Annotated in this window: 30 protein-coding genes; 20 read left to right on the plus strand and 10 right to left on the minus strand. The window is 38.8% G+C overall.

Translation table 11 applies throughout. The annotated features are described in order from the left end of the window. Positions 1 to 15 precede the first annotated feature (15 nt). The gene (gene glgB, locus Q4597_RS14875; RefSeq protein ID WP_303406852.1) at positions 16 to 1,914 is read right to left on the minus strand and encodes a 1,4-alpha-glucan branching protein GlgB; all 1,899 of its coding nucleotides are present in this window, start codon (positions 1,912 to 1,914) and stop codon (positions 16 to 18) included. A gap of 189 nt (positions 1,915 to 2,103) precedes the next feature. On the opposite strand from glgB, the gene Q4597_RS14880 reads away from it, so the two are divergent. From Q4597_RS14880 to Q4597_RS14900, 5 genes are all read left to right on the plus strand, one after another. Then, on the plus strand, positions 2,104 to 2,670 hold the full coding sequence (locus tag Q4597_RS14880) for a collagen-like protein (protein ID WP_303406853.1): 567 nt from the start codon (positions 2,104 to 2,106) through the stop codon (positions 2,668 to 2,670). Positions 2,671 to 2,835: 165 nt separating this feature from the next. Continuing rightward, positions 2,836 to 3,333, plus strand: coding sequence for a peptide-methionine (R)-S-oxide reductase MsrB (gene msrB, locus Q4597_RS14885; RefSeq protein ID WP_215440899.1), 498 nt, complete (start codon positions 2,836 to 2,838; stop codon positions 3,331 to 3,333). 50 nt (positions 3,334 to 3,383) lie between these two features. Continuing rightward, positions 3,384 to 3,911 (plus strand): DUF1572 family protein, encoded by a 528-nt coding sequence (locus Q4597_RS14890; RefSeq protein ID WP_303406854.1) that lies wholly within the window; start codon positions 3,384 to 3,386, stop codon positions 3,909 to 3,911. A gap of 165 nt (positions 3,912 to 4,076) precedes the next feature. Beyond that, entirely contained in the window at positions 4,077 to 5,468 is a 1,392-nt protein-coding gene (lpdA, locus tag Q4597_RS14895) for a dihydrolipoyl dehydrogenase (protein ID WP_155600434.1), read from the plus strand. A 115-nt stretch (positions 5,469 to 5,583) separates the two neighbouring features. Next, on the plus strand, positions 5,584 to 5,874 hold the full coding sequence (locus Q4597_RS14900; RefSeq protein WP_303406855.1) for a DUF3817 domain-containing protein: 291 nt from the start codon (positions 5,584 to 5,586) through the stop codon (positions 5,872 to 5,874). 18 nt (positions 5,875 to 5,892) lie between these two features. On the opposite strand, the gene Q4597_RS14905 is transcribed toward Q4597_RS14900, so the two are convergent. From Q4597_RS14905 to Q4597_RS14915, 3 genes are all read right to left on the minus strand, one after another. After that, the gene (locus Q4597_RS14905; protein WP_289040830.1) at positions 5,893 to 6,411 is read right to left on the minus strand and encodes an outer membrane beta-barrel protein; all 519 of its coding nucleotides are present in this window, start codon (positions 6,409 to 6,411) and stop codon (positions 5,893 to 5,895) included. Between the two features lie 165 nt (positions 6,412 to 6,576). Then, positions 6,577 to 6,993 carry a type II 3-dehydroquinate dehydratase gene (aroQ, locus tag Q4597_RS14910; RefSeq protein ID WP_038234648.1) on the minus strand — a complete coding sequence of 139 codons (417 nt, stop codon included), beginning with the start codon at positions 6,991 to 6,993 and terminating at the stop codon, positions 6,577 to 6,579. 94 nt (positions 6,994 to 7,087) lie between these two features. Then, the gene (locus tag Q4597_RS14915; RefSeq protein WP_303406856.1) at positions 7,088 to 7,675 is read right to left on the minus strand and encodes a porin family protein; all 588 of its coding nucleotides are present in this window, start codon (positions 7,673 to 7,675) and stop codon (positions 7,088 to 7,090) included. Positions 7,676 to 7,913: 238 nt separating this feature from the next. Between Q4597_RS14915 and xerD the strand changes: the two genes are divergently transcribed. Next, a complete protein-coding gene (gene xerD / locus Q4597_RS14920) occupies positions 7,914 to 8,810 on the plus strand; it encodes a site-specific tyrosine recombinase XerD (protein WP_303406857.1) in 897 nt (298 codons plus the stop codon). A gap of 10 nt (positions 8,811 to 8,820) precedes the next feature. Here xerD and Q4597_RS14925 read toward each other — a convergent pair whose 3' ends face one another. After that, positions 8,821 to 9,330, minus strand: a complete 510-nt coding sequence (locus Q4597_RS14925) for a hypothetical protein (protein ID WP_303406858.1) — start codon at positions 9,328 to 9,330, stop codon at positions 8,821 to 8,823. A 221-nt stretch (positions 9,331 to 9,551) separates the two neighbouring features. Here Q4597_RS14925 and Q4597_RS14930 point away from each other — a divergent pair, with 221 nt between their 5' ends. After that, entirely contained in the window at positions 9,552 to 11,246 is a 1,695-nt protein-coding gene (locus tag Q4597_RS14930) for an alpha-glucosidase (RefSeq protein ID WP_303406859.1), read from the plus strand. Here Q4597_RS14930 and Q4597_RS14935 read toward each other — a convergent pair. Further along, a complete protein-coding gene (locus Q4597_RS14935) occupies positions 11,231 to 12,553 on the minus strand; it encodes an NAD(P)/FAD-dependent oxidoreductase (RefSeq protein WP_303406860.1) in 1,323 nt (440 codons plus the stop codon). The genes Q4597_RS14930 and Q4597_RS14935 overlap by 16 nt on opposite strands. Positions 12,554 to 12,874: 321 nt before the next feature. On the opposite strand from Q4597_RS14935, the gene Q4597_RS14940 reads away from it, so the two are divergent. Next, positions 12,875 to 13,369, plus strand: coding sequence for an RNA polymerase sigma factor (locus Q4597_RS14940; RefSeq protein ID WP_215912405.1), 495 nt, complete (start codon positions 12,875 to 12,877; stop codon positions 13,367 to 13,369). Positions 13,370 to 13,373: 4 nt separating this feature from the next. Further along, the gene (locus Q4597_RS14945; RefSeq protein ID WP_215440915.1) at positions 13,374 to 14,024 is read left to right on the plus strand and encodes a hypothetical protein; all 651 of its coding nucleotides are present in this window, start codon (positions 13,374 to 13,376) and stop codon (positions 14,022 to 14,024) included. On the opposite strand, the gene Q4597_RS14950 is transcribed toward Q4597_RS14945, so the two are convergent. Together Q4597_RS14950 and Q4597_RS14955 are read right to left on the minus strand one after the other, a co-directional pair. Then, positions 14,021 to 14,836 (minus strand): 1-acyl-sn-glycerol-3-phosphate acyltransferase, encoded by an 816-nt coding sequence (locus tag Q4597_RS14950; RefSeq protein ID WP_215440918.1) that lies wholly within the window; start codon positions 14,834 to 14,836, stop codon positions 14,021 to 14,023. The two genes, Q4597_RS14945 and Q4597_RS14950, sit on opposite strands and share 4 nt — an antisense overlap. 25 nt (positions 14,837 to 14,861) lie before the next feature. Next, the gene (locus Q4597_RS14955) at positions 14,862 to 15,506 is read right to left on the minus strand and encodes a CoA pyrophosphatase (protein ID WP_303406861.1); all 645 of its coding nucleotides are present in this window, start codon (positions 15,504 to 15,506) and stop codon (positions 14,862 to 14,864) included. Here Q4597_RS14955 and Q4597_RS14960 point away from each other — a divergent pair. Continuing rightward, positions 15,505 to 16,221, plus strand: a complete 717-nt coding sequence (locus tag Q4597_RS14960) for a peptidylprolyl isomerase (RefSeq protein WP_303406862.1) — start codon at positions 15,505 to 15,507, stop codon at positions 16,219 to 16,221. The two genes, Q4597_RS14955 and Q4597_RS14960, sit on opposite strands and share 2 nt — an antisense overlap. A gap of 11 nt (positions 16,222 to 16,232) precedes the next feature. Here the strand turns inward: Q4597_RS14960 and Q4597_RS14965 are convergent, their stop codons facing one another. Both Q4597_RS14965 and Q4597_RS14970 read right to left on the minus strand, forming a co-directional pair. After that, positions 16,233 to 16,850 carry a trimeric intracellular cation channel family protein gene (locus tag Q4597_RS14965; RefSeq protein ID WP_215440922.1) on the minus strand — a complete coding sequence of 206 codons (618 nt, stop codon included), beginning with the start codon at positions 16,848 to 16,850 and terminating at the stop codon, positions 16,233 to 16,235. A gap of 75 nt (positions 16,851 to 16,925) precedes the next feature. Continuing rightward, entirely contained in the window at positions 16,926 to 17,642 is a 717-nt protein-coding gene (locus Q4597_RS14970) for an RDD family protein (RefSeq protein ID WP_215912409.1), read from the minus strand. Between the two features lie 32 nt (positions 17,643 to 17,674). Here Q4597_RS14970 and Q4597_RS14975 point away from each other — a divergent pair, with 32 nt between their 5' ends. The 10 genes from Q4597_RS14975 (at position 17,675) to Q4597_RS15020 (ending at position 26,587) form a co-directional block, all read left to right on the plus strand. Continuing rightward, positions 17,675 to 18,634, plus strand: coding sequence for a stage II sporulation protein M (locus Q4597_RS14975; RefSeq protein ID WP_303406863.1), 960 nt, complete (start codon positions 17,675 to 17,677; stop codon positions 18,632 to 18,634). After that, complete coding sequence (locus Q4597_RS14980; RefSeq protein ID WP_303406865.1) at positions 18,631 to 19,503, plus strand: hypothetical protein; 873 nt, start codon at positions 18,631 to 18,633, stop codon at positions 19,501 to 19,503. Before Q4597_RS14975 ends, Q4597_RS14980 begins: the two co-directional genes overlap by 4 nt. A 2-nt stretch (positions 19,504 to 19,505) precedes the next feature. Continuing rightward, a complete protein-coding gene (locus Q4597_RS14985) occupies positions 19,506 to 20,246 on the plus strand; it encodes a DUF4129 domain-containing protein (RefSeq protein WP_303406866.1) in 741 nt (246 codons plus the stop codon). Continuing rightward, positions 20,239 to 21,456 carry a DUF4350 domain-containing protein gene (locus tag Q4597_RS14990; protein ID WP_303406867.1) on the plus strand — a complete coding sequence of 406 codons (1,218 nt, stop codon included), beginning with the start codon at positions 20,239 to 20,241 and terminating at the stop codon, positions 21,454 to 21,456. Before Q4597_RS14985 ends, Q4597_RS14990 begins: the two co-directional genes overlap by 8 nt. Beyond that, the gene (locus tag Q4597_RS14995) at positions 21,446 to 22,444 is read left to right on the plus strand and encodes a MoxR family ATPase (RefSeq protein ID WP_303406869.1); all 999 of its coding nucleotides are present in this window, start codon (positions 21,446 to 21,448) and stop codon (positions 22,442 to 22,444) included. Before Q4597_RS14990 ends, Q4597_RS14995 begins: the two co-directional genes overlap by 11 nt. A gap of 2 nt (positions 22,445 to 22,446) precedes the next feature. Beyond that, positions 22,447 to 23,778, plus strand: coding sequence for a DUF58 domain-containing protein (locus Q4597_RS15000; RefSeq protein ID WP_303406871.1), 1,332 nt, complete (start codon positions 22,447 to 22,449; stop codon positions 23,776 to 23,778). Positions 23,779 to 24,071: 293 nt separating this feature from the next. Further along, positions 24,072 to 24,605, plus strand: a complete 534-nt coding sequence (locus tag Q4597_RS15005) for a hypothetical protein (RefSeq protein WP_303406872.1) — start codon at positions 24,072 to 24,074, stop codon at positions 24,603 to 24,605. Between the two features lie 90 nt (positions 24,606 to 24,695). Continuing rightward, complete coding sequence (locus tag Q4597_RS15010) at positions 24,696 to 25,715, plus strand: DUF3500 domain-containing protein (RefSeq protein ID WP_303406874.1); 1,020 nt, start codon at positions 24,696 to 24,698, stop codon at positions 25,713 to 25,715. A gap of 19 nt (positions 25,716 to 25,734) precedes the next feature. Beyond that, entirely contained in the window at positions 25,735 to 26,244 is a 510-nt protein-coding gene (locus Q4597_RS15015) for a DinB family protein (RefSeq protein ID WP_303406876.1), read from the plus strand. A gap of 109 nt (positions 26,245 to 26,353) precedes the next feature. After that, on the plus strand, positions 26,354 to 26,587 hold the full coding sequence (locus Q4597_RS15020; RefSeq protein ID WP_289062052.1) for a putative signal transducing protein: 234 nt from the start codon (positions 26,354 to 26,356) through the stop codon (positions 26,585 to 26,587). Positions 26,588 to 26,593: the final 6 nt, after the last annotated feature.

The following is a 26,593-nucleotide window of genomic DNA, read 5'->3' on the forward strand; positions in this document are numbered from 1 at the left end:
TTATAGTAGAGCAACCTACTGAAAAATAACAATACCCAAAGGTGGAATAGTCAATTCTACGGATTGTTCGCGACCATGCCAAGGTTTTTTCTTTATCCCCGAAATTTTAGGGTCCATTCCCGCTCCCCCGTACTTTTTATCATCACTGTTCAGAATGATTTTTAGCTTACCTGAAGTCTTGGGTATACCCACTCTATATTTTTCCCTAGGAACAGGTGTAAAGTTGCATGCAATAAAGATATCATCTTCCGTATCATGGCCTCTTCTAATATAGGTGAGTACAGAGTTTTCATGGTCTCCGTAATCTATCCACTGAAACCCATCCGGACTAAATTGCTTCTGATAGAGGGCCGGAAAACTTTTATAAATAGCGTTCAAATCCTTTATAAGTTCTTGTATTCCACTATGAACTTCATACTGCGTAAGGTCCCAATCCAAACTTTTTTGAAAGTTCCATTCAGAAGTCTGTCCAAATTCACCTCCCATAAAAATAAGGTTGGTTCCCGGATGGGTAAACATATAACCGAACATCAAACGCAAGTTTGCAAAACGCTGCCACTCATCGCCAGGCATGCGGTACACCAATGATTGCTTACCGTATACCACCTCATCATGTGAAAATGGCAACATAAAATTCTCCGTAAAGGCATAGGTTGCACTAAACGTAAGATCATTCTGATGGTGTTTTCTATAGATAGGTTCTTTCTTAAAGTACTCTAGTGTATCGTGCATCCATCCCATCATCCATTTCATTCCAAAGCCCAAACCTCCGTACATAACAGGCTTAGAAACTCCAGAAAATGCCGTAGATTCTTCTGCTATGGTCTGAACATCCGGGAAACTGCCATAAACGGCCTCGTTAAACTCCCTAATGAAGGACAAGGCCTCAAGGTTTTCATTATTTCCGTACATATTAGCCTCCCACTCGCCTTCTTCCCTAGAATAATCCAAGTAAAGCATAGAAGCTACCGCATCTACACGCAAGGCATCTGCATGAAACTGATCTAGCCAGAAAATGGCATTACTGATCAAAAAGGCACGTACCTCGTTTCTTCCATAGTTAAAAATCAAACTCTTCCAATCTGGGTGATACCCTCTTCTACGATCTGGATGCTCATAAAGGTGAGAACCATCAAAAAAGCCAAGGCCATGTGCGTCTTCTGGAAAATGCGAAGGCACCCAATCCAAAATAACCCCAACCTCTGCTTGGTGCAGCGCATCTACCAATAGTTTAAAACCTTCAGGATCTCCAAATCTTGATGTTGGCGCAAAATATCCGGTTAGCTGATATCCCCAAGAAGGATCGTAAGGATACTCCATAATAGGCATGAACTCTACATGGGTAAAGCCCATCTCCTTTACATAAGCCACCAAATCTTTGGCCAGTTGCTTATAGGTTAAAAAGTTTCCGTCTTTATCACGTTTCCAAGAACCCAAATGCACTTCGTAGACAGAAAACGGAGCATCCAATGCATTTTTTTCCTTACGGGTTTCCATCCATTTCGTATCTCCCCATGTGTAATCCGCTTTCCAAACAATAGAAGCTGTTTTGGGGGGATGCTCACAATATCTTGCAAAAGGATCGGCCTTTTCAGTTACCGCTCCATGGTTATTTGAGTATATTTTATACTTGTAAATTTCACCTTCGCCAACCTCGGGAATGAAACCTTCCCATATACCACTACCGTCCCATCTTACATTTAACATATGCTGGCTATCATCCCAACTATTAAAGTTACCGATTACGGATACCGCACGTGCAGATGGAGCCCAGACTGCAAAATAAGTACCCTTAACCCCATTTAATTCCATTGGGTGGGAACCTAGCTTTTCATATAATCTAAAATGTTTACCTGATTTAAAAAGATCAATATCAAATTCGGAGAAAAGACTAAAAACAGTTACTTGTGGCATAGTGTTCGATTAGTTAGGTAATGCTGACAAATCTAAGCAACTTTACAAAAAAGGTTACATATTTGTTAATTAACTTTATGTCAGCATTTCAATGTTACAAAGAAAAGATACGAATAATTCAAAAATGGAACGCTTTTTGAAAAAAGATTCTTAAATATCTTTAAAATTTTCAACTATAAAATGAATACTATGAAAAAATCCCTTCTTTTGCTCGGCACATTCTTTACACTTTTTTTTACTGCCTGTGAAGGTCCAACCGGCCCTCAGGGACCTATTGGGCGTCCTGGTGAAAACGGTGAAGATGGCACACAAGCACAAGTTTTTGAAGTAGATGATGTAGACTTCACTTATATATCAGAAGATAATTTGTACGAAAGCGTTTTAGCCTTTGAAGATTTTACAAGTTTTGAGGTATTGCCCAACGATGCCGTATTAGTATACCAATATGATAGAACAGTAGAATTTCAGGACGGTAGCCAAGATGATGTTTGGAATCTAATACCGCAAGCTTTCTTTACAAACGAGGGAACCATTCAATATACTCCGGGGCACACTACAAAAGATGTAGAAATCCTTATCTCTGGCAACTATGACCTATCAAATTTAGAAACCCAATTTACACAAGGCCAGCTTTTCAGGTTCGTTATAGTGCCCGGTCAAGCTGCAACTGCCAAAATAGACAAAAGCAGCATTTCTGCGGTAATGAGCAGCATGGGGCTTACGGAAGCCGATGTTTTAAAAGCATCGTTCAAATAACATTCACAAATAAATAAAATAGACACCCTGCCCTAATTGGAGCAGGGTGTTCCGTTTTTAAGGGAAACCAAAACCATTTCTAAAAAATATCGTAAATACAGTTAAATTTGAAAGGAAGAAGCTTCTCTTTCGTCTAATTGAAAACCTAAAAAAATTAAAAACGCTATGTACAAAAATATACTTATTGCCATTGGTTTTGCCCTTGTAGGGTGTCAAGGTAATTCTCAAAAGAAAGAAACAGCTCAAAAAACAACAGACAAAAAAGAAACAAACTTTAGCGTAGTAAAAACGGATGCGGAGTGGCAAAAAGAACTTACGGATGCCGAATATTATGTACTCCGCAAGGCTGCTACCGAAAACCCTTTTTCTTCGGATTTATTGGAAAACAAAAAAGAAGGTACTTATGTCTGCGCGGCCTGTGGTACGGAGTTGTTCAAAAGCAATACCAAATTTGATTCCGGTACGGGATGGCCTAGTTTCTACGAAGAAATAAAAGGAAATGTGGGTTATGATGTGGATTATAAAATTGGTTATAAAAGAACCGAGGAGCACTGCGCTACCTGCGGTGGTCATTTAGGGCACGTTTTTGAAGATGGCCCCAAGCCCACTGGCTTAAGGCACTGTATAAATGGAGTTGCGCTAAATTTTGTACCTGCGGAATAGTGCTCTTACTCCTGTAATTCAATAATTTTATAGTATAAATTACAGCATGCATGAACTATCCTGAGAAATTTATTGAAAGTGCCCTTTTTGAATTTAATAGATACAAAACGATGGGCGACAGAACTTTTGAACAACTCAGCGATGATGATATTCACTGGAAACTGAACGAAAATGACAATTCTGTTGCCTTGATTGTAAAACATATGTCCGGCAATATGTTAAGCCGTTGGACCAACTTCCTGACCGAGGATGGAGAAAAACCTTGGCGCAACCGCGAGGACGAATTTGAGAACCCCTCCACAACAAAAACAGAAATGCTAGCCGCTTGGGAAAGTGGTTGGCAATGTCTCTTCAACGCTTTAAAATCAGTATCTACAGAAAATTTTGATACGGTAATTAAGATACGAAACGAGAACCACAGCATAGTCCAAGCCGTACACAGACAACTTGCACATTACAGTGGCCATGTGGGCCAAATTGTTCTTTTGGGTAAAATGATCAAGGGTACGGCATGGGTATCACTTTCCATTCCAAAAGGCCACTCGGACCAATATAACAAGAACATGTTTGAGAAGTGAGTTGTTATGTACGCCACAAAATCTTGATTCAAAGCAGCACCAAACTTCCTCTTTTTAGAACTAGACTTTAATTTTGGTATTAATCTTTCCGTTAGGTTTTGTACTTTTGCACCTGCTTAGCTATAGCTGGCTTCTTAAATTTACAACAGCAAAAAAATAAAAAATATGAGCAATTTCGATGTTATTGTTTTGGGTAGCGGACCCGGAGGATATGTTACCGCCATTAGAGCCTCTCAATTGGGCTTTAAAACGGCCATTATCGAGAAAGAAAATCTAGGCGGTGTATGCTTAAACTGGGGTTGTATCCCTACCAAGGCACTTTTGAAATCAGCTCAGGTTTTTAATTACCTAAAGCATGCCGAAGACTATGGTCTATCCGCAGAAAATGTGGATAAGGATTTTGATGCTGTGGTCAAAAGAAGCCGTGGCGTTGCCGATGGCATGAGCAAAGGCGTTCAGTTTTTGATGAAGAAAAATAAAATTGAGGTCATCAAAGGATACGGAACTTTAAAAGCAGGCAAAAAGGTATCCGTAAAGGATGACGAAGGCAAAGAAACAGAATACGGTGCAGACCATATTATTATCGCTACCGGAGCCCGTAGCCGCGAACTGCCTAGCTTACCACAAGATGGTAAAAAGATTATTGGCTACCGTGAGGCTATGACCTTAAAAGAGCAACCAAAGAAAATGGTTGTTGTTGGTAGTGGTGCCATTGGTATTGAATTTGCTTATTTCTATAACGCTATGGGCACTGAAGTAACCGTAGTGGAATACCTACCCAATATAGTACCGGTAGAAGATGAGGATATTTCAAAACAACTGGAGCGCAGCTTAAAGAAAGCCGGTATAAAAATCAAGACTTCTGCAGAGGTTACTTCTGTTGACACTTCCGGTGAAGGCATAAAAGCAACCGTAAAGACTGCTAAAGGAGAAGAAATTCTAGAAGCGGACATTGTTCTTTCTGCTGTTGGTATCAAAACCAACATTGAGAACATTGGTCTTGAAAACGTGGGGATTTCTACCGATAGAGACAAAATATTGGTAAACAACTACTACCAGACCAACATACCGGGGTACTACGCTATTGGTGATGTAACTCCAGGTCAGGCGCTAGCACACGTTGCTTCTGCCGAAGGTATTCTATGTGTTGAAAAAATAGCGGATATGCATGTTGAGCCGTTGGACTATGGCAACATTCCAGGATGCACCTATTGTACACCGGAGATTGCATCTGTAGGTCTTACTGAAAAGCAAGCCAAGGAAAAAGGATTGGACATCAAAGTTGGTAAATTTCCTTTCTCTGCCAGTGGTAAAGCCAAAGCAGCCGGTACTCCAGATGGTTTTGTTAAGGTTATTTTTGATGCCAAATATGGCGAGTGGTTAGGATGTCATATGATTGGTGCCGGTGTTACCGATATGATTGCCGAAGCTGTTGTTGCCAGAAAATTAGAGACTACAGGTCACGAAATTTTAAAAGCCGTTCACCCTCACCCAACTATGAGCGAAGCTGTTATGGAAGCCGTAGCAGCCGCTTACGATGAGGTGATACACTTATAATAAATTGCAATTAGATTAGATTAAATTAGAAATGGGCCCGATAAGAATGTTCTCAAATACATCTCACGGGCCCATTATTTTTTATTAGAACGAACACAGTAAAAACCCATTCCGTATGCTCAATTTTTTTCGGATTACAGCAATATTAGAAGGTATCTCCTATTTGGCCCTATTTGCCGTAACTATGCCGTTAAAATATTTAGCCGGTCTACCCATGCCCAACAAATATGTGGGTTACGCGCACGGCGTACTCTTTATCACCTATTTTATTTTGGCCGTAGTTCTGTGGATGGAAAAGAAATGGAGCATTAAAAAAGGAATTATACTACTGGTTGCATCCCTCCTACCCTTTGCCACTTTTTATGTGGAAAAAAAGTACTTGAGCGATAACACTGCACAAGCCTAACACCCTCTTAAGTTAAGCTTATCTAAAGTGTCTAGCGGATAAAAAGGTATAGACAAAGCCCATAGTTATGGTATTCCATGTGCTATCGTTTATTGTGATGCCCGTGTACGAAAAGTTCAGCTCAGATTTTGGCCCTACTTGAAATCCAATTTGTGGGCGATAGTAAAATCCACCATCATTTCCTTCATTCAGTCCAAAAGCGTTTCCAATATCACCACCTATGGAAAAGGTTTTTGAAGGCCACAGCCTCACTGAGGCTGCAAGTGGTAAAAATTGAACACTAGGGTAATCTACAGTAACATTTTGACCGGTAAAGGTTTCGGCAAAACCGTGAACTATACCTGCTTTCACCCCTAAATCAAAGGCCTTGTTAGGAGCCCACATATAGCCTACATCGGCACCTATAACTACACTAACAAAATCATTATAATCTCCTATAGGCATACCCGCATGGGCGCCAATTTTAAAGCCCTCTTGGGCAAATAACGAAATACACGAAAAAGTCAAGGTCAGAAATAAACAAAAAGATTTGGTCATGGCAATTTTAAATTTGGTTTGTGCTGGTTGTTTGGTAAAACTAAAGGCTAAACGAAGTTCATTGCCTTTTTGTTGTAGCTACAAATCAAAAATTGTTACGTTAAACCTTTTAAATAGGTGCCAATACTGCTAAAATGCGACTTAATGCAAGAAGATTCTAGCCAATTACTTCACAAAACTCTGTATGGCCAAATCATAACTTTGAAGCCCAAAACCAAGGATTACTCCTTTTGCTACGGGAGAAATATAGGATACATGTCTAAACTCTTCTCGCTTGTGCGTATTTGAAATATGAACCTCAACAACAGGCGTAGATACCGCTTTTATAGCGTCTCCAATACCTACGGAAGTATGTGTGTAGGCCGCAGCATTTAAAACAATACCATCATAGGAAAAGCCCACCTCCTGTATTTTACCAATAAGCTCCCCTTCTATATTAGATTGAAAATATTCTAACTGAACGTCTTTGAACTTAAATTGTAGATCGGCAAAATAATCTTCAAATGTTTTGTTTCCGTATACTTCAGGTTCGCGTTTCCCTAATAGATTCAGATTGGGGCCGTTGATAATGATTACTTTCATACTTCAAAAATAAACTTTTTAATGTGATTTTTAACAAGAGAAAACAAAAACGGCCGCATGTAGCGGCCGTTCAATTTTTATACTTTTTTATTGATTACAAAAAGTAAACCGCACCTACGGATACTGCACCGTTATGTGCTTTTGTAACACTTAAAACTTCAGAAAGCCCTACTCCTATTCTAAACTGAAAATAAAAATTCTCATCCATACGGTAACCGGCACCAATATTAACCCCCAACTCAATGCTTTTGGTATCTTGGAACTGTAAATCCTCTTCCCAGTTGTCCGCCAAAAGAAAACCTACTTGCGGTCCTAGTTCTACCGCTACCTCTTCCGTAATATGATATTTACCCATTACAGGTATCTGCAGATAAGCCAAGTTTACGTTAGAAGGGCCCAAATCTGCACCCTGTAGAGCGAAAAGCAACTCTGGTTGCACATAGAAGTCATCCATAACCGGTATCTCTGCAATACCACCAAAATAGGTACCTACTTTAGCTGATACACCGTCAAAATCATTCCCTAGCCAAGTTGTAAAGTTAATCCCAGCCTTACCTCCAAACTTTATGTCTCCCATATTAAACCCGCCAGAAGGGCCTGTGCCCTGTATTACGGTTTGTGCAATACTACTTTGTATGCCAAAAAAAACAAACGTTAGAATAACGCAAAATTTAATTTTCATGATTATGGTTGTTTTAAGAACCGTATTTTAATCCGCTATCGCTCCGTATTTTTCTCAGTCAAGAAATATTTTAGGAGAAGGAAATAACGGACAAAATAATAATTGGTCCATGGTTATATCATAACCAAAGATAGAAAACTTTACTTAGCGTCAATTCTTTACAGAATAAATTGGGTTTTATTTTTGCAGTCATTTAAAAAATAAAGAATCATGACCTCACAATGGTTAACTTTACATTATGAATTGGGATCAAGCGCTTCAGGACTACGGGCATTATCTTAAAATAGAACGTGGCCTTTCCGATAACTCCATTAAAAATTACAGTTGGGACATTAGTAAGCTTATTGCATTTTTAAAAAGCAACTCTTTAGAGGACAGCCCTAAGCAAATCAAAAAAGAAACATTACAACAGTTTATCTACGAGGTAGCAAAGACCATGAATCCAAGGTCTCAGGCACGAATTATTTCCGGACTTAAAAGTTTTTTCAATTATTTAGTTTTTGAAGGCTACAGGGAAGACAACCCCTTGGATTTAATAGAGTCGCCCAAAATTGGAAGGAAGTTACCCGATACCCTATCCGAGGACGAAATCAACAGCATTATTGGTGCGATAGACCTTTCAAAAGCTGAGGGCGAACGAAACCGTGCCATGCTAGAAACTCTTTATGGATGTGGGTTAAGAGTCTCAGAACTAGTAGACCTCAAAATCTCCGATTTATTTTTTGAAGAAGGATTTATAAAAGTGACCGGAAAAGGAGACAAACAGCGTTTTGTGCCCATTAGCGAGATAAACAAAAAGTACATTACCATCTACCGAAACGAAGTACGGGTGCACCAAGACATAAAAAAAGGGTTTGAAGATATCCTTTTTTTAAACCGAAGGGGCCGGCAACTTACCCGCGCCATGATTTTCACCATCATTAAAAATCTGGCCGTAGCAATACACCTGAAAAAGAGTATAAGTCCGCATACTTTTAGGCATTCTTTTGCCACCCATCTACTACAAAACGGAGCAGATTTAAGAGCCATTCAACAGATGCTAGGACACGAAAGTATTACTACAACAGAAGTTTACGTACACGTAGACCGTACCCATCTTACGGACGTCATGAACAAATACCATCCAAGAAAATAGAGAACAAGAGTTAAAATTTGATTTTACTTAGAACCGAAAACATACTTGATTTTCCTGCGGCCTTATTTTTTTCCTTTGTGATGTTCAAATCATGCCTTGCCTCCATCATGAAGTTTTTGTTTACATCGTAACCAACCCCATTGGTCATCATAAATTGGGGCTTAGGCACTTCATTATCATACTTGCTCAATGCCCGTTCCATACGTATGCCATTAACCAAATAAAAGTTATCTGTTGGGTAATATTTGAACTCAAGTGCCAACTGATAAAAATCTACATCACGGTAGGTATCGTAGTAATTTCTGAGCTCAACAAGAAATTTTTCATCTAACTCATAGCCTAAAGTTGATTGAGTGTGCATTTCATTGTCCATAAACGCAGGATATGAAAAATTCTTGGTATAAAAATTAGAAGATGGGTCAAATTGAAATTTACTGAAATCTATATCTACAGTCGAGCTTTGGGCCTTACCTATAGCCATACATAAAAAAAGAAATATGATTCGGACAAGTGTAATCATAATTTGGTTTTGCTTCGATAAATATAAGAACCCCACCCTAAAAACGAGGTTTTTTCTGACAATTTTAACGATTCGCAAGCAAGTATCATAAAGCGCTTTGGGGCCTATTTTTCATCTAAAAAATATATTTATGAACCGAAAACGTTGTAGTTCAACTCTATATACCACTATGCTATTTTGTTCCGTTTACATACTCTATATTTAAATTTAAATAGCTAAGAATGAAACATAATACCGAACGAAAATGGTGGAAAGAAGGTGTAGTCTATCAGATTTACCCTAGAAGTTTTCAAGATACCACCGGTAACGGTATTGGAGATTTACAGGGCATTATTAAAAGACTGGATTACATTCAAAGTCTTGGTGTTGATATTATCTGGCTAAATCCTGTTTATACCTCTCCCAATGATGATAACGGTTACGATATTTCGGACTATAGAAATATTATGGCCGAGTTTGGCACCATGGATGATATGGACGAGCTTATGACCCAAATGAAAAAGAGAGGGTTGCGCTTGGTAATGGACCTAGTAGTGAACCACAGTAGTGACGAACACGAATGGTTCGTAGAATCCAGAAAATCCAGAGACAACGCATATAGGGACTATTACCACTGGTGGCCCGCCGAAAAAGGTACTCCTCCAAAACGATTTAGCTATTTTGATGAAGATAGTAACGCTTGGAAGTATGATGAACCAACAGATTCATATTACCTGCACTATTACTCCGCCAAACAACCTGACCTAAAATGGGAAAACCATAAGGTAAGGGAAGAGGTGTACGACCTTATGAAATTCTGGTTTGATAAAGGAATAGATGGTTTTAGAATGGATGTGATATCAACCATTTCTAAAGATGTCAATTACCCGGAGCTTCCCGAAAAATACAAAGGCGATTTTATCCCTTATTATGCAGATGGACCACACCTGCACGAGTATCTAAAAGAAATGAACCAAAAGGTACTAAGCAAATATGATGTTATGACCGTTGGTGAAGCACCTGGTGTTAACCAAGAACAGGCCCTTAATTTTGTTGACGAAGACCGCAAGGAACTTAATATGTTCTTTCATTTTGATTTAATGTCCCTTGACCGTGAACCGGGCGAGACCTTTAAAATGAGAAAAGAACAATGGAAGCTTACGGAGTTTAAGAAAGTCTTTTCGGAATGGGACGGGGTTTTTGCACAAAAAGGCTGGGGAAGCCTTTATTTGAACAATCATGATTTTCCAAGAAGCGTTAGCCGTTGGGGGAATGATTCAAAAACACACTGGCAAAACTCGGCTACTCTATTGCAGACTTTTTTGCTTTCCATGAGGGGTACACCCTATTTTCTCTATGGTGAAGAAATAGGTATGACCAATATAAAATTTGATTCTATTTCCGACTATCAGGATATAAATACCCATAGCCGCTACAAAGCCATTAAAAAAGCGGGCGGCGATTTAGAAACTTTCCTAAAAGAAGAGAAACACGCAGGAAGGGATAATGCCCGTACCCCAATGCAATGGAACACACGACATAACTCCGGGTTTTCCGAAGCCAAACCATGGCTCAAAATAAATGAAAATTATAAGGAAGGAATAAATGTTGCCGAACAGGAACCGGAAAAAGACTCGGTTCTTAACTATTTTAGAGCAATGGTACAGGTGCGCAAGGACCATCTTGCTTTGGTATATGGAACGTACCAATTATTGTTGGCGGATAATGAACAGGTCTATGCCTATGTAAGGTCTTGGGAAGACGAGCGTTTTCTAGTTCTGTTGAATTTTTCTACCAAACGAAGCTCGGTTACTATAGATGAGGTACGTTTTGATAAAGCGCATCTTATCATTTCCAATGACGATGCGGAAAACAACAAAACCGATAACCATTTTGAGCTTACGCCATATCAAGCATCGATCTATAAGGTTTTTTGATTTTTAAACAGTGAATAGTCGCGCTGGTAGGGACGTATGATCAATCGTGCTTCCCTATCAAAACGCACATAATTATATACCCAGTTTACAAAAACAACTACCCTATTTCTAAAGCCAATTAGGAAAAACAGGTGAACGAACATCCACACGAACCAAGCAAAAACACCCTGAAACCTATAATTTTTTAAGTCTACCACGGCCTTGTTACGGCCAACGGTAGCCATGCTACCCTTATCCTTGTAAACAAAAGGCTTCATAGGTTCATTACGCACCAATCGTAATAAATTCTCACCAAGGTTCCTTCCCTGCTGAATAGCCGGTTGTGCCATCATAGGGTGGCCATGGGGCGTATCTTCGGTTTGCATACAGGCAATATCGCCAACGGCAAAAATACTATCCTGCCCTTGAACTTGGTTAAACTCATTTACTTTAAGACGGTTACCCCTCACCAAGAATTCCTCCGCTTCTAGCCCGCCAATAGGCACACCTTTTACTCCCGCTGCCCAAACTAACGTGGCCGCCTCAAACACAAGTTCTGTTTTAGTACGGGCCGTTTTGCCGTCATAACCCACAACACGTGTATTTTTCCAAACATTTACACCAAGGCTCTCTAGAAAATCTTCCGCTTTTTTTGAAGCGTTCTCACTCATTCCCTTCAATAGACTATCTCCGGACTGTACTAAATTTATCTGTGCCCTACGGGTATCCAGATCGGGGTAATCCTTTGGAAGTATTCCTTTTTTAATCTCTGCCAAGGCACCTGCCAGTTCCACACCCGTAGGACCTCCACCAACAATTACAAAATTCATTAAAGCATCGCGCTCATGAAGATCGTCCGTTAACAAGGCTTGCTCAAAATTCTCAAGAATAAGACTTCTAAGATTCAACGACTGCGGTATACTTTTCATGGCCATACCATTCTGCTCAATTTCTGTGTTACCAAAGAAATTTGTGGTAGACCCCGCGGCTATTACCAAATAATCATAGGAAAGCCTTCCTATATTGGTTACAATTTTTTTGGACTCAGGCTCTACCTTTTGAACTTCCGCTAGACGGAAAAAAAAATTGCTATAATCCTGTAAAATTTTCCGAATGGGATAAGCTATGGAATCCGGTTCCAGCCCCCCTGTAGATACTTGGTATAAAAGTGGCTGAAACGTATGGTAGTTATTCTTATCCAATAAAACTACCTGAACCTCTTTCTTACTTAGTTTTTTTGCTAAGGCTACCCCTCCAAAACCACCACCAACAATTACAATTCGCGGTAAACTAGATTTTGGTAAGTTAAGTGCATCTGTATCTGACATGTATAAAAAATATGGGCAAAATTAAACATTCATTGTGTACCCCAACCGATAAACTAAAGGTTTTATTATATTTAAATTCTCTAAAATGTAAGAAAATTCATTGAAATCATGGTTTATTCTCATTCTAGAACTTAAAACTCAAAAATAAAACAGAAATACAGGTAGAAAAACACTTTCTCTTTTGTTACATAACCACCTAAAAACCAATACCATTTATTCTTAAAAACATATTACATCTCTTTTTTTATCCATTCAGTAAAATAATCTCTGTAACAATTAATCCTTTTGGGCTACTTATAGTCTAACAACCACCACCTTGCCGTGAACAACGAACTGGAACATCAATTTGTGACGGAACTTGAGAACAATCAAAACATTGTTCACAAGGTCTGTACATTGTACACCAATGATAGGGATTCGCACAATGATCTGTTTCAAGAAATAACGATTCAGCTCTGGAAGGCCTATCCAAAATTTAGGGGCGAATCTAAATTTAGTACATGGATGTACCGCGTGGCTCTGAATACAGCTATTACATTATATAGAAAATCTAAAAGGCGTATTCAGACACAAGACTATGAATCGGTAATTTTTAAAATAAAAGCCGACGAATACGATGCCACCCAAGAAGAGCAGTTAAAGCTCATGTACAAGGCGGTAAAGCAATTAGGCGATATAGACAAGGCCCTAGTGTTTTTGTACCTAGAGGACAAAGATTATCGCGAAATAAGTGAAACCCTTGGTATTACTGAAGTTAATGCCCGTGTGAAGATGAACCGGATCAAGACCAAATTAAGAACCGTATTGAATCCTTAAGGAGATGATGGACGAACTGGAACTTTTAAAGAAAGATTGGCAGAAGAAGGGAGATGAACTCCCTAAGCTGACCTATAGTGATATACATAAAATGACATGGAGAAAATCATCCTCTATTGTCAAATGGATTCTCATTATTAGCATCCTAGAAATAGTTTTACCCAATCTACTCTACTTAATACCTTCCTTTAGGAAGAGTATGAGCATTTACGAAAACACCGTTGTAGACCATTATTTCTTGGCCATGACCATTATTTATTACGTGGTGGTATTCTACTTTGTATACCTTTTCTATAAGCGCTATAAAGAAATTTCCGTGTTGGATAGCGCCAAGAATCTCATGCGCAAAATTATTAGGACCAGAAGAACTGTTAAATACTACGTTATATTTTCCTTGTCTACCATATTAGTATTCATAGCTATAGTTATAATAGGCATTTACCTGAACGATAGTTTTATGGATAATTTTACGGAAATGGCGGGCAATGCACAAAATGTTTCCCCGGAAAAGTTAAAAACTACTTTAATGGTCTCCATGGCCATATTGGGCGTGGTTATGATTGCATTCTTTGGCGGTATTTATTTCCTCCTCTACGGACTGCTCCTAAGGAAGCTAAAGAAGAATTATAAAGAACTTAGAAAACTGGAAGTCTAAATTTTATGTCGGTTCCTGTACCTACGTAATTCATTTTCTTCTTCGTAGGCAAGCAAGTCTTTTTTAGAGATCACTTTTAAGAATGATGGGTGTTGCTCTATAGCATACTCTAATTTTTCGATAATGGCATCAAACGACTCGTTATCGTAATCTATATCCAGAGGTTCTTTAATAACTATAGATTGAAGAATACCCTTTTTCTTTATCCGAAGTCCCTTTTTATCAAAAGAACGTCTAAAACCATCAATAACCACAGGAACCACTACAGGTTTATATTTCTTGATGATATGGGCGGTACCCTTTCTAAGGGGCTTCCATGGGGTGGTCGTACCTTGGGGAAAAGTTATGACCCAACCATCATTAAGCGCCTTCCCAATACTTGAGATGTCGCTCATTTTCACCTGTCGCTTAATATCCTTTCCTTCCGCTCTCCAAGTACGTTCTACGCTCACGGAGCCTGCATAGGCAAATATCTTGGTCAGAAGGCTTTTTTTCATGGTTTCCGCAGCCGCAACGTAATACATGTTTAACTTGGGGTTCCAGATATACCCTACGTTCTTTATATTATTGTCCCGCCCTTTAAGACTGGCATTGAACACATGGAACATGGCAACTACATCTGCAAAATAGGTTTGATGGTTACTAACAAAAAGCACATTCTTGTCCGGTAAGGAACGGATAATGTCCGATCCCTCTATCTCCAAACTGTTAAAACGCTTGTACCTTGAATGTGTTACCAATCCTAAAATACGGATAAGCCATTTTTTTAGAAACAGAATATGCCCGAAAGGATTTTCCTTAAATATGCCCATAGGGCACAAAAATACGAATTTACCCCTATAAAACCTGTTGTAACAAGGTCTTGATTTCACTTAGCATCATTCCGGTAGCCCCCCAAACGGTATAACCATTTAATTTAAAGGCAGGTACGGGTACGTTTGAGGCATAAGAAGTAGTCATTTCTTGGATAAAAATATTGCTCTCGTCCATAAAATCCAGCAGGGGCACCTCTACCAGTTCCTCTACCTCTGTCTCTTGGGGCAAAAATGGTTTCGCCCTATTATACACCCCAACAAAGGGGTGGACATTAAAATTACTTGGAGGTATATAAATTTCGGTGAGTGATTTTATAACCTTTATGTTTACAGGTTCTACCCCCACCTCTTCATGCGTTTCCCTTAGCGCCGTGGCCATCATATTGGCATCTTCGGCCTCTACTTGACCTCCTGGAAAGCCTATTTGATTGGAGTGCACGTCCTTGGGGTGGCTTTTTCTCAAAATGAGCAATAAACGGGTTAGATTTACTTCATCTGGATAAAAAAGGGCCATTACTGCCGCTTTTTTCGTCAATTTAGGCTTTTGCCTAGCCGTTTGTAGCTCCTCCAATCTAAACTGAGGAGCCATTTTTAAATGCGAAGCCTCTCCGGGTAAAGGCAGATTCTTTATTTTTGGGATTCGAATAGAGAAATCATCAAAATTCATGACAATCAGAAATTCTTTTAGATTAGCAATATTACCACTAATTTTTCTCGCTTCTTGTGGCGAAAGTCCTAAAGAAAAGCAAAAAACTACCGTACAGGAAGAAGTAAAAAAAGATACGGTTCAAATTGATTCCTCTAAAATCCAAAAAGAAAAAGAAGAAGAGTTTGTATTAACTGAAGAAAATGCAATTGATTTCTTCTTTGAATACCAAAAGGATTTAAAGGTTGATAAAGTAAAGATTACCACCCGGTTCGGGAGTTTTACCGTTCAACTCTTTGACAATGTGCCGTACCACAAGGCCAATTTTATTTACTTAACACGTAAAGGCTACTTTAACGACACCCAATTTCACCGGATAGTGAAGAATTTTATCATTCAAGGGGGCAATTCAGACGATAGAAAAACGGGAAAAAAACGAAGCGAGATTGGACGATACCTTCTTCCTCCCGACACTCGAAAAGGCCATAAACACCATAGAGGGGTAATCTCTATGCCCAGTAGTGAGATTGACAATCCGCATATGCTGGCATCACCTTACGAGTTTTTTATAGTGGTCACCAAACCAGGATCCTACCATTTAGATGGGGAGTTTACGCCTTTTGGAAAGGTCATAGAAGGAATGGATGTTGTAGATAAAATTAACAGCGTAGAAATTGGCGAGGGAGATTGGCCGCAACAGAATATCTATATTCAAAAAGCGGAGGTCATAGAATAAAAGTCAATTATTTAGACGTCTACTTTCTTATAAATATTAGGTAGGGCAAGTCCAAATTTGACCGCCAACAATCGGGTAACGATAATAATTAGGATAGCGGCAATGTAGGCGTAAGCTCCGTCTATAGGAAGAAGTACGAGTATAAAATAACTTATACCCCCAAGAATACAGGCCGTTGCATAAATCTCCTTGGTTCTAAAGATTACAGGAATTTCATTGCACAGCATATCGCGTATAACACCTCCAAAACAAGCCGTAATAGTTCCTAGTGCCACACACATTACGGGCAGCAAGTCTGCCGTTAATCCTTTTTCTATACCCAACATGGTAAAGAGGCCAATTCCTATAGTATCGAACAGAAATAAAGTTTTTCTCAGATATTTTAAGTGTCTCACAAAAATCACTGAAAAAACAACGGCCCCGGCAATAACCGTAATATACACGGGCTCACGCATCCAAAGTACGGGCGTATTGCCTATGAGCATATCACGTAAGGTGCCCCCGCCTACCGCAGTTACGAACGAAATTATAAAAATTCCGAAAAGATCCAGCTTCTTGTCCATCGCCACCAAAACCCCGGAAATGGCAAAAGCAATAGTTCCCAAAATATCGATTAAAAAATAAAACATGTGTGAAAATGTATTTTTGAGCGTTCCTAATATTTTGGGCCACTGTGCAACGTTTGAAAGAATATTTAAACCAGATTACAGTTGTTGCGTGTAGTAACTATAATCCTTGATTATTCTATCCACAAAATCCAAAGGTGTCATATCCGTAGCTATGCTCGTTACCTTTTTTATTTGATCGCTCAAAGATACAATTACATTATGATTTCCGTTGCGTTTGGCGGAATCATAAAATTCCTTGATCGTCTGCATCTCACGGTCCTTAAAAATGGTAACCTGTGGAAATTGAGGTTTATAATCTTCAGGTAAATCGCGTAACAAGGTATCTTTTAAAGAGACTCTTTTCTTTTCACTAATTACGGTTGTTCCTGCGGCTATATCTCCTACACGTTGACCATTGCCCCTAATTAAAATAGTAAGTACCGCAACACCTCCGGAAGTAAGTACTACATCTATAATCCGTAATATCCACCGCACAAAATAACTAGAAAAACCGGGTTTGGAACCATCTAGTTTTACCACTCGTATTTTCATAACGGTCTTACCAACGGTCTGCCCGTTCATAAACGTTTCTAGAAGCACATAGTACAGAAAGGCCGGCAAACTAATAAGCATATAGAGCGCCCACATATCCCCAAAATCAATATCCAAAGAAAGCAGTGCCATAATCATGATTATGGTATAGGCTAGAATGATAAAGCTATCTATCATATAAGCAAGCATGCGGTCTCCTAGATGTGCCGTATGCTGGTTAATGGTTATATTTTGGGCTGTTTCTATTTGAAATTGTTCCATAGTTTCGTTTCTTTGGTATAAACCAAAAGTTGATGCGCGAAGCCGCCTTTGTAAAGCAAAATAAAGACAAATGGGCTACTTTTGAAAATGCCCTGACCAACAAAACGGCATTGACACCAGATAAATTGTCCGACCTCTACATTGAAATTACGGACCATCTTAGCTACGCCAAAACCTTTTATGCCGGCAGCAATACAGAGTTTTACCTCAACACTTTGGCCTCTCAGGCCCACCAAAAAATTTACAAGACCAAACGTGAACCTAAAAACCGTATTGTGGAATTTTGGAAAACCGAATTCCCTACGATGTTCTACCATCACCAACGCGAATTACTGATTGCCTTTCTGGTATTTGTTTTTTTTAGTCTGGTAGGTGCATTTTCTGCCGCAAACGAAGGTACGTTTGTTCGTTCAATTTTGGGTGATGGCTATGTAAATATGACCATGGAAAATATTGACAAGGGAGACCCCATGGCCGTTTATAAGAAAATGGGGGAATTTAATATGTTTCTTGGCATAACCATCAACAATATTCGGGTAGCGCTTATGGCCTTTGCTTATGGTATTTTATTGGGTATTGGCACCTTGTTCGTTATGATGCAAAACGGAATTATGTTGGGTAGTTTTCAATATTTCTTTTACGAAAAAGGATTACTTTGGGAGTCTGCACGTACCATTTGGATTCATGGCACCATAGAAATATCGGTAATTATAATTGCGGGATGTGCCGGACTGGTGTTGGCCAACGGCATTCTATTCCCGGGCACATATACTAGGCTGGAATCTTTTAAAAGAGGGGTGCAAAACGGATTAAAAATTATGCTCAGTACGGTTCCTTTTTTCATCATTGCCGGTTTTTTAGAAGGCTTTGTCACAAGACATACAGAAATGCCGGATGCTTTGGCCATTTTTATAATTTTATCTTCCTTGGCACTAATTCTCTTTTACTACGTTATATATCCTAAACAACTTCACAAAAAACCAACCGCATGAAACAGTTTATAGAGTTCAAAAAACAACGGGAAATGAGCCAAATTTTATCGGACACCTTTGGCTTTTTGCGAAACGAATTCAAAACGTTTTTTGGTGTCTTCTTTAAGATTATCGCTCCTTTTCTAGTGGTTATGCTTATTAGCTACGGTTTTTATATGTTCCAGATAGGAGATTTCATGAATTTTAGCATAAGCAGCTCCAACTCCGCTGTAAGTGGCTTGGTCGTTTTTGTGGTTGCCCTAGTATTTCTTATCGCCACCGTCACTACCTATGTAATGGCCCAAGCTACTACCTTGTTTTACATCAAATCATATATAAAGCACAACGGAAATATAGACTTTACCGAAATTAAGGAAAACGTTTATAGCTCCTTTTGGAAATTTATCGGGCTCGGCTTTTTAGTGGCACTATGTGTTGGGTGCGGTTTTCTCTTCTGTATTATTCCCGGTGTTTTTCTTTATGTACCGCTGGTGCTGTCCTTTAGTATCCTTGCTTTTGAAGGAAAAGGAGTTTCAGATGCTTTTAGCAATAGTTTTACTTTGGTAAAAGAATATTGGTGGGTAACCTTTGCTTCACTTTTTGTTGTGGGTATCATAGTTACGGTTACCGGTTATGCTTTTGCCTTACCGGCTACGATATATACCTACGCCAAGATGGGTATACTTTCCGGTGAAATAGATGCCGAAAATTTTACCGTTGCAGATCCTATTTCTATTGTTTTGGGAATTATAAGTACGCTTGCCCAGTTTCTATTGAACATCATTTCTATTGTGGCCAGTGTCTTAATTTATTTTGATTTGAACGAGAAAAAGAACTTTACGGGTACTTACGAACGCATAAAAAATCTTGGAGGAACGGCTGACGAATAAATATGCGAAAACTGCATTTCCTTTTACTGCTAGGCATATACTGGGCCGGAATTCTTTCTGCGCAGAAAGATTCTCTAAATATTGTCTATGACTCCGCTCCTCTTGAAGTCAAGACTATTAGCGACTCCGATCTAAGCAAATTTTATGAGGATAAGGATTTTCAGTATGAAGTTGTCGAAATAGACCCCACTTGGTGGGACGATTTTAAAAGCTGGCTCAACAACCTCATGCTCCGTATTCTTGAGAATATTTTTGGTGTTGAGGAAGCTTCCGGCATTCTTGCCACATTCATACGCCTTGTACCTTATTTACTTCTGGGTGTACTGATCTATATTCTCATTCGGTTTTTTCTGAATATCAACGCCAGTGCACTTAAACAAGCCTCAAAAAACAAGGCCTTGGTTTCCCTTTCGGAGGAAGAGCATATAATTAAAAATGAAAATATTCAGGATTTAATTAACCAAGCCCTTTCCCAAAAGGACTTCCGGTTGGCGGTACGATACTCCTATTTACAGGTATTAAAATTAATGAGCGAGAAAGAACTCATTTCATGGGAACTGCAAAAAACCAATGATGACTACTTAAAAGAAATTTCAAAAACCGATCTCCAAAGTCCGTTTACCGCAATTACCCGTTTATACAATTTTACTTGGTACGGAGGTTTTTATATTGATGAAACCGCCTACCAAAAAGCAAAAGGAACATTTGAATCCATTGAAAAAATCATAAGCTCCAATGGATAAAAAAGGTCTAAAATATATTGTGGTAGCCATAGCTACGGTGGCCCTGTTAATGGTTATTCAATATAACAGTCCCAAACAGATCAACTGGACCAACTCTTACGTGGCCAAGCACAAAATACCCTATGGCACTTTTGTGTTGAACGATGTTATGGAACATCTTTTTCCGAATAAAATTAAGCAGGTAAATATTCCTCCTTTTGAATTCCTTAAAACTAACGAAGAAGCTTCCGGAACCTACTTTTTTGTAAACAACAATGTAAGTTTTGGTGATTCGGAACTGTTCTCTCTTTTAGACTGGGTAGAAAAGGGCAATACACTATTTATAGCTTCTGAAGATTACGAAGAAAAACTTTTGGACACTCTTAAGCTAAATACCGCTACTCTTTTTAGCGGATTAGAAAACATACGGTCCCATAAACACAGATTGGTGAACCCTGCGCTAGATTCAGAAGACGGCTACGTTTTTAACAAAGAAGATTACGTTACGTATTTTGTGAAATACGGGACGGATTCCATGACTATCTTAGGAACTGTAACCAATATAGAGAAGACCCAAAAGAAAGATGAAGAAGTAAACAACGTAATCAAAAGGTCATTTGGAAAGGGAGAGATTATTCTAAGTACTTTTCCTAAAGCTTTTACAAACTACTTTATTCTAAAGGACAACAACAAAACATATACGGCGGGGCTTCTATCCTATTTAGACGGTTCCCGAACAATTTATATGGATAACCATTATAAAAGCGGAAAAGCGGTTTACACATCACCTATGCACGTTTTTCTCAATACCAAAGAATTTAGGTGGGCTTACTATCTTGCCCTGATCGGTATTGTTATCTATGTATTTTTTGAAGGAAAACGTAAGCAAAGGGCCATACCGGTAATTAACCCGCTTAAAAACCAAACGCTGGCCTTTACCCGTACCATTGCCGATATGTACTTTGAAAAAGGGGAACGAAAACAAATTGCGGAACATAAAGTGGTTCATTTTCTGGAATACATCCGCTCTCGTTTCTATTTGAATACATTGAATAAGGACGATGAGTTTTACATCAATTTAGCATCGCGAAGCCATCATACCAAGGGAGAAATCAAAGCACTTTTCTCACTTATAGCACAATTGGAAGCAAAGGATAACCTAACCGATAATGAGTTACAAAAACTGAATTCGGCCATAGAAAATTTTAAAAAGAAATCACATGGAAAATAATGAGATTCAAAATGAAGACCTCAACTTTAACAATCGCGTTCCTCTAGAAGATTTGAAGAACGCCGTTGGCGAAATCAAAAACGAACTTTCTAAGGTTATTATTGGCCAAGAAAACTTTGTTGAACTTCTCATTGTGTCCCTTTTAGTAGATGGGCATGTGCTTATTGAAGGGGTCCCGGGCATTGCCAAGACCATTACCGCAAAGCTTTTTGCCAAAACTTTAAAAACCGATTTTAGCAGGATTCAATTTACACCGGATCTTATGCCAAGCGATATTCTAGGTACCTCAATTTTTAATATAAAAACTTCCGAGTTCGAATATAAGAAAGGACCTATTTTCTCCAATATCGTGCTAATTGATGAGATAAACAGAGCTCCGGCAAAAACCCAGGCCGCCATGTTCGAAACCATGGAAGAACGTCAAATAACCATGGACGGTACCACTTACAAAATGGAAGCGCCATTTATGGTATTGGCCACACAAAACCCAATAGAACAGGAAGGTACATATGCCCTGCCCGAAGCCCAACTAGACCGTTTTCTTTTTAAAATAAAAGTAGAATACCCCTCTCTTGATGAGGAAATCTTAATTATAAAGACCCATCATGAACGGAAAGGAGCCATTGTAAAAGAAATGATAAATGGCGTGCTTACACCCGAAAAATTAGCCGGTTTTAAAGCGAATATCCAAGAGGTTGTGGTAGAGGAAAAAATTATACGTTATATAGCCGAAATTATTTCCAAAACAAGAAACCATCCACATCTGTATTTAGGTGGTTCTCCTAGAGCTTCCATTGCCACATTAAATGCCGCCAAAGCCTTTGCCGCAATAAGCGGAAGGGATTTTGTAACTCCGGAAGACATTAAAAAATCTTTAGTTCCGGTCCTTAACCACAGAGTAATCTTAACTCCAGAACGAGAAATGGAAGGCATGACCACAGAAAGTGTAATTCAAATGATAACGGAGTCTGTAGAAATTCCGAGATAAGGATGCAATTTTTAAAATCGTTCTACATACACAACGTTTTTTTTAGGTATATAGCTATACTTTCCGCCAGCTTTATACTCAGTTATTGGCTGCCAGTGCTCTACCCTATTGCTTGGCTTTTAAGCTTGCTTTTAATTGCCCTCTTTTTATTTGACACTTACCTACTCTATGCGCCAACGACAGGCATAAAAGCATCCAGAACATTACCTAAAAAATTATCTAACAGCGATTTAAACCCAGTTTTAATTCAGTTTAAAAGTCAATATGCATTTCCTACCCATGTATCCATTATAGACGAACTTCCCGTTCAATTTCAAAAACGCGATTTTGAATATAAAACAAGCTTATCTAAAGGGGATAAAAAAGAATATAGCTACACCGTAAGGCCTATTGACCGTGGCGAGTATGTTTTTGGAAATTTAAACGTATTTGCGTCATCGCCTTTAAAAATAGTAAAGCGCAAGTTTATCTTTCAAAAGGATCAAATGGTACCCGTATACCCAAGTATCATTCAGATGCAGCAATATGACTTTTTGGCCATCAATAACCGACTGACCGAGGTTGGCCTAAAAAAAATACGCCGCATTGGGCATACTCAAGAATTTGAACAGATAAAGGAGTACGTACAAGGTGATGATTTTAGAACCGTTAACTGGAAGGCTACCGCCAAACAAAATCAGTTGATGGTCAATCAATATCAAGATGAACGTTCCCAACCAATCTATTCCATAATTGATACGGGCCGAGTAATGAAAATGCCATTTAACGAGCTTAAACTTTTAGATTATGCTATTAATTCCGCTTTAGCCTTCTCAAACGTTGCCCTAAAGCGAAACGACAAAACGGGAATGATTACATTCTCAAAAAAAATAGAATCCTTTGTTCCGGCCATCCAGAAAATCACACATTTGAATACCATCCTGGAAAAACTTTTTAGTATTGATACTCAATTTTCAGATTCGGATTTTGGCATGCTTTACGCCCATATAAAGCGAAAAGTAAACCAAAGAAGCCTTTTACTCCTCTACACTAACTTTGAACACATATCAGCCTCAAAAAGACAGCTTCCGTTCTTGAGCGCTATTTCCAAAAAACATGTGCTCGTCGTAATCTTTTTTGAGAACACAGAATTGGATACACTAATTTCTACAGATGCAGAAGACCTTCAGGCTATTTACCACAAGACCATTGCCGAAAAATTTGCCTTGGAAAAACGCTTAATGCAAAAGGAACTTCAGAAATATGGCATTCAAACCATTTTGACCAAGCCAGAAAACCTAACCATGAATACCATTAATAAGTATCTGGAAATCAAGGCTCGTGGACTTCTCTAAAGGTTCCCATAAAAAACAAACAGCTACAACAACGAATAAAGCTTAAAAAAGTTTTCAACAAGTTATCACCAACGTTTATGTTGATAACTTTTAAATGGAATGAAAAGAAATTCCCACCCCTTACTAACACTATTACTGATCGATAAAACGCATTTTTGATAACCTCGTTTTATGCCGCAACATGGTACTAACAGCCAAAAAATATCGTCATTATTCTGTAAATTGCAGTCCCCTCATGGTATGTAGAATACCGCCCTAAAAGCCTAACAACGAACCAAACCTACAGAACAGGAATGAAAAACACTTCTCCTCTAACTGCAAAACCCGCTGCAAGCCTTTTTAAGTTTTTAAAGCCTAATCCAAAATACAAGTTTCGTCTTGTAGATTTTAAAAACAAGGATTACAAAACGGATTTACTTTTAAGTCAGACAAAGTGCAATCTAGACATTTTACCAATGGGGGTTATGGTTGTTGGTAATTTTGATAATCATGACAGTATCATTCCCATTTTAAAGGAAGAGATAGAATCCATTAGTTTGGTTCGGGGCAAAGAAACTATAGATACCTTTTATCTATCGCCAATGCATATTTTAACAAAATTGGGCGTACCTAGCCGTATATCAAGATATTTTAAGGTTTACCCTTCCGAGTATAAAATTTCCGAGACCCAGATTATTATTAAATGTGCAGAGTACCAATTAAAACTGATTACCAACGGCTCTAACTTTGAGGCACTGTTACGTAGTTTTAAAAAAACCGGGTACTCAAAGGAACTAGACCTCTTGCGCAAACCTACACTAAACCACCTCAATTACAGCGTTTACTAAAATTGAGCATAAATCCTATGGTTCGTAAATTGGGGTGGAGTTTATTAAATTTAAACTAGTTTCGCTCACCACCTTACCAAAACCATAGAAATGAGACCAAAACCATTCGTACTCCTAGCCTGTTGTGTATTCCTATTTGTAAAGGCTCAGGCTCAAGACCTTCACGATATTGCCCAAACTTTTTTGCACACTCTAGGTTCAGACCTTCTAGAGAAGGCCCAATTTAAAATTAACGACGAAGAGCGTTTCAATTTTAACTATGTACCTATAGCCAGAAAAGGACCAACCTTTCACGACTTTAATGAAGAACAAAAAGAGGCTGCCACCCATCTATTAAAAGCTTCTTTGAGCCAAGAAGGGTTTAGAAAGACCTCAGAAATAATGGCGCTGGAAAATATTTTAGCGGTGCTAGAAAACAACGAACGTACCATGCCGGACGGCACTCCAATGCGAGACGCCCTGAACTATCACTTTTCAATATTTGGGAAACCTGCGGAAGGAGCATATTGGGGTTGGCGCTTTGAAGGTCATCATGTATCCTTGAACTTTGTAGCCTCCAAAGGAGCTATTGTATCGGCTACACCCTCTTTTATGGGTTCCAATCCAGGTGTTGTGCCAAGCGGAAATTTAAAAGGGAAAGAAGTACTCAAAGAAGAGACCAAACTAGGTTTTGAACTGCTCAACTCCCTATCTAAGGAACAATTGGCACAAGCCGTATTTTCTAATGAAGCACCTTTCGAAATATTTACCCGCAATAACAGGAACACATCTAGATTAGAGCCCAATGGCGTATGGTATTCCAATCTGTCACAAGAACAAAAAACAATCTTTCAAAAACTTCTACACCTCTACTTGAACAACTATGAACCGGAATTTTCTAAATCTATGTCATCAAAAATAGACAAAGCGGATATAAACAAGCTTTCTTTTGCTTGGGCAGGTAGTTTAGAACCTGGTAAAGGCCACTACTACCGTTTACAAGGCCCTACCATTTTAATTGAATATGACAATACCCAAAACAACGCCAACCATGTACACACTGTTGTTCGTGATTTGACCAATGATTTTGGAAACGATATTTTAAAACAACATTACCACGAAGACCATTAAAAATTAAAACCTATAACTCATGCAAAATTCACAGCCCGAAGTTTGGCTACGAGGTCCGGTTCCAGGAATTCCCCCGCTTTTGCAGCCCGCTGCTCATGCCCTCTTACAATCTTCAGAAGAAATAGAACGTTATTTACAGGGTTTTCCCGAAGACCAACTCTGGACTAAAATTGCCGGAAGGGCTTCTGTAGGGTTTCACCTAAAACATATTACCGGAGTTCTGGACCGTATGATTACCTATGCCAAGTCTAAGGGTTTAACGGATTCACAATTTCCCTACCTTGCCAATGAAGGAAAACCGACTGCAGAACTACACGCCGCTGATTTAGTTCTCAACTTTCAAAATAAAACTAAGGAAGCATTATTGTTTTTCGAGACATTGAACGAAGCTACCTTAAAAGAACCGCGTACCGTGGGTCGCAAAAAATTACCGTCAACAACTTTAGGGCTTCTTTTTCATGCCGCTGAACATAGCCAACGCCATGTGGGACAACTTTTGGTGACCATAAGTTTTCTAACGAAATCATAAAACAAATAACATTTTCATCAATAGGGGCTATAGCATCAAAAATTAACTTTTTATGAGGTCATAATTTTACTATAACACACTAACTTCATATTGTTATAAAAATAAAGTTATGAAATCTAAAGAAGTAAAAATTTACTCGGGAAACCGTTTTACCGCCCAACGTATTGAAGAGAAGTTAAAGGAAGTAGGCATCAACCCTATCATTAAAGATGCTACTGAATCTGCCCGTTTAGCAGGTTTTGCCGCTAACATTAATGGCGAATTGGACATTTATGTTCGAGATGATGAAAAAGACAAGGCCATGATTATCGTAAGGGCCATACATGCGCAGCAAAAAGATTAAAAGCTA

The sequence above is a fragment of the Zobellia sp. 1_MG-2023 genome, from assembly GCF_030549125.1.
In the GTDB taxonomy this organism is placed as follows: domain Bacteria; phylum Bacteroidota; class Bacteroidia; order Flavobacteriales; family Flavobacteriaceae; genus Zobellia; species Zobellia russellii.

Bases quoted from the DNA above. Each gene is read 5' to 3' on its own strand.
- glgB (WP_303406852.1), bottom strand. From the start codon at position 1,914: ATGCCACAAGTAACTGTTTTTAGTCTTTTCTCCGAATTTGATATTGAT.
- Q4597_RS14880 (WP_303406853.1), top strand. From the start codon at position 2,104: ATGAAAAAATCCCTTCTTTTGCTCGGCACATTCTTTACACTTTTTTTT.
- msrB (WP_215440899.1), top strand. From the start codon at position 2,836: ATGTACAAAAATATACTTATTGCCATTGGTTTTGCCCTTGTAGGGTGT.
- Q4597_RS14890 (WP_303406854.1), top strand. From the start codon at position 3,384: ATGAACTATCCTGAGAAATTTATTGAAAGTGCCCTTTTTGAATTTAAT.
- lpdA (WP_155600434.1), top strand. From the start codon at position 4,077: ATGAGCAATTTCGATGTTATTGTTTTGGGTAGCGGACCCGGAGGATAT.
- Q4597_RS14900 (WP_303406855.1), top strand. From the start codon at position 5,584: ATGCTCAATTTTTTTCGGATTACAGCAATATTAGAAGGTATCTCCTAT.
- Q4597_RS14905 (WP_289040830.1), bottom strand. From the start codon at position 6,411: ATGACCAAATCTTTTTGTTTATTTCTGACCTTGACTTTTTCGTGTATT.
- aroQ (WP_038234648.1), bottom strand. From the start codon at position 6,993: ATGAAAGTAATCATTATCAACGGCCCCAATCTGAATCTATTAGGGAAA.
- Q4597_RS14915 (WP_303406856.1), bottom strand. From the start codon at position 7,675: ATGAAAATTAAATTTTGCGTTATTCTAACGTTTGTTTTTTTTGGCATA.
- xerD (WP_303406857.1), top strand. From the start codon at position 7,914: ATGAATTGGGATCAAGCGCTTCAGGACTACGGGCATTATCTTAAAATA.
- Q4597_RS14925 (WP_303406858.1), bottom strand. From the start codon at position 9,330: ATGATTACACTTGTCCGAATCATATTTCTTTTTTTATGTATGGCTATA.
- Q4597_RS14930 (WP_303406859.1), top strand. From the start codon at position 9,552: ATGAAACATAATACCGAACGAAAATGGTGGAAAGAAGGTGTAGTCTAT.
- Q4597_RS14935 (WP_303406860.1), bottom strand. From the start codon at position 12,553: ATGTCAGATACAGATGCACTTAACTTACCAAAATCTAGTTTACCGCGA.
- Q4597_RS14945 (WP_215440915.1), top strand. From the start codon at position 13,374: ATGATGGACGAACTGGAACTTTTAAAGAAAGATTGGCAGAAGAAGGGA.
- Q4597_RS14950 (WP_215440918.1), bottom strand. From the start codon at position 14,836: ATGGGCATATTTAAGGAAAATCCTTTCGGGCATATTCTGTTTCTAAAA.
- Q4597_RS14960 (WP_303406862.1), top strand. From the start codon at position 15,505: ATGACAATCAGAAATTCTTTTAGATTAGCAATATTACCACTAATTTTT.
- Q4597_RS14955 (WP_303406861.1), bottom strand. From the start codon at position 15,506: ATGAATTTTGATGATTTCTCTATTCGAATCCCAAAAATAAAGAATCTG.
- Q4597_RS14965 (WP_215440922.1), bottom strand. From the start codon at position 16,850: ATGTTTTATTTTTTAATCGATATTTTGGGAACTATTGCTTTTGCCATT.
- Q4597_RS14970 (WP_215912409.1), bottom strand. From the start codon at position 17,642: ATGGAACAATTTCAAATAGAAACAGCCCAAAATATAACCATTAACCAG.
- Q4597_RS14975 (WP_303406863.1), top strand. From the start codon at position 17,675: ATGCGCGAAGCCGCCTTTGTAAAGCAAAATAAAGACAAATGGGCTACT.
- Q4597_RS14980 (WP_303406865.1), top strand. From the start codon at position 18,631: ATGAAACAGTTTATAGAGTTCAAAAAACAACGGGAAATGAGCCAAATT.
- Q4597_RS14985 (WP_303406866.1), top strand. From the start codon at position 19,506: ATGCGAAAACTGCATTTCCTTTTACTGCTAGGCATATACTGGGCCGGA.
- Q4597_RS14990 (WP_303406867.1), top strand. From the start codon at position 20,239: ATGGATAAAAAAGGTCTAAAATATATTGTGGTAGCCATAGCTACGGTG.
- Q4597_RS14995 (WP_303406869.1), top strand. From the start codon at position 21,446: ATGGAAAATAATGAGATTCAAAATGAAGACCTCAACTTTAACAATCGC.
- Q4597_RS15000 (WP_303406871.1), top strand. From the start codon at position 22,447: ATGCAATTTTTAAAATCGTTCTACATACACAACGTTTTTTTTAGGTAT.
- Q4597_RS15005 (WP_303406872.1), top strand. From the start codon at position 24,072: ATGAAAAACACTTCTCCTCTAACTGCAAAACCCGCTGCAAGCCTTTTT.
- Q4597_RS15010 (WP_303406874.1), top strand. From the start codon at position 24,696: ATGAGACCAAAACCATTCGTACTCCTAGCCTGTTGTGTATTCCTATTT.
- Q4597_RS15015 (WP_303406876.1), top strand. From the start codon at position 25,735: ATGCAAAATTCACAGCCCGAAGTTTGGCTACGAGGTCCGGTTCCAGGA.
- Q4597_RS15020 (WP_289062052.1), top strand. From the start codon at position 26,354: ATGAAATCTAAAGAAGTAAAAATTTACTCGGGAAACCGTTTTACCGCC.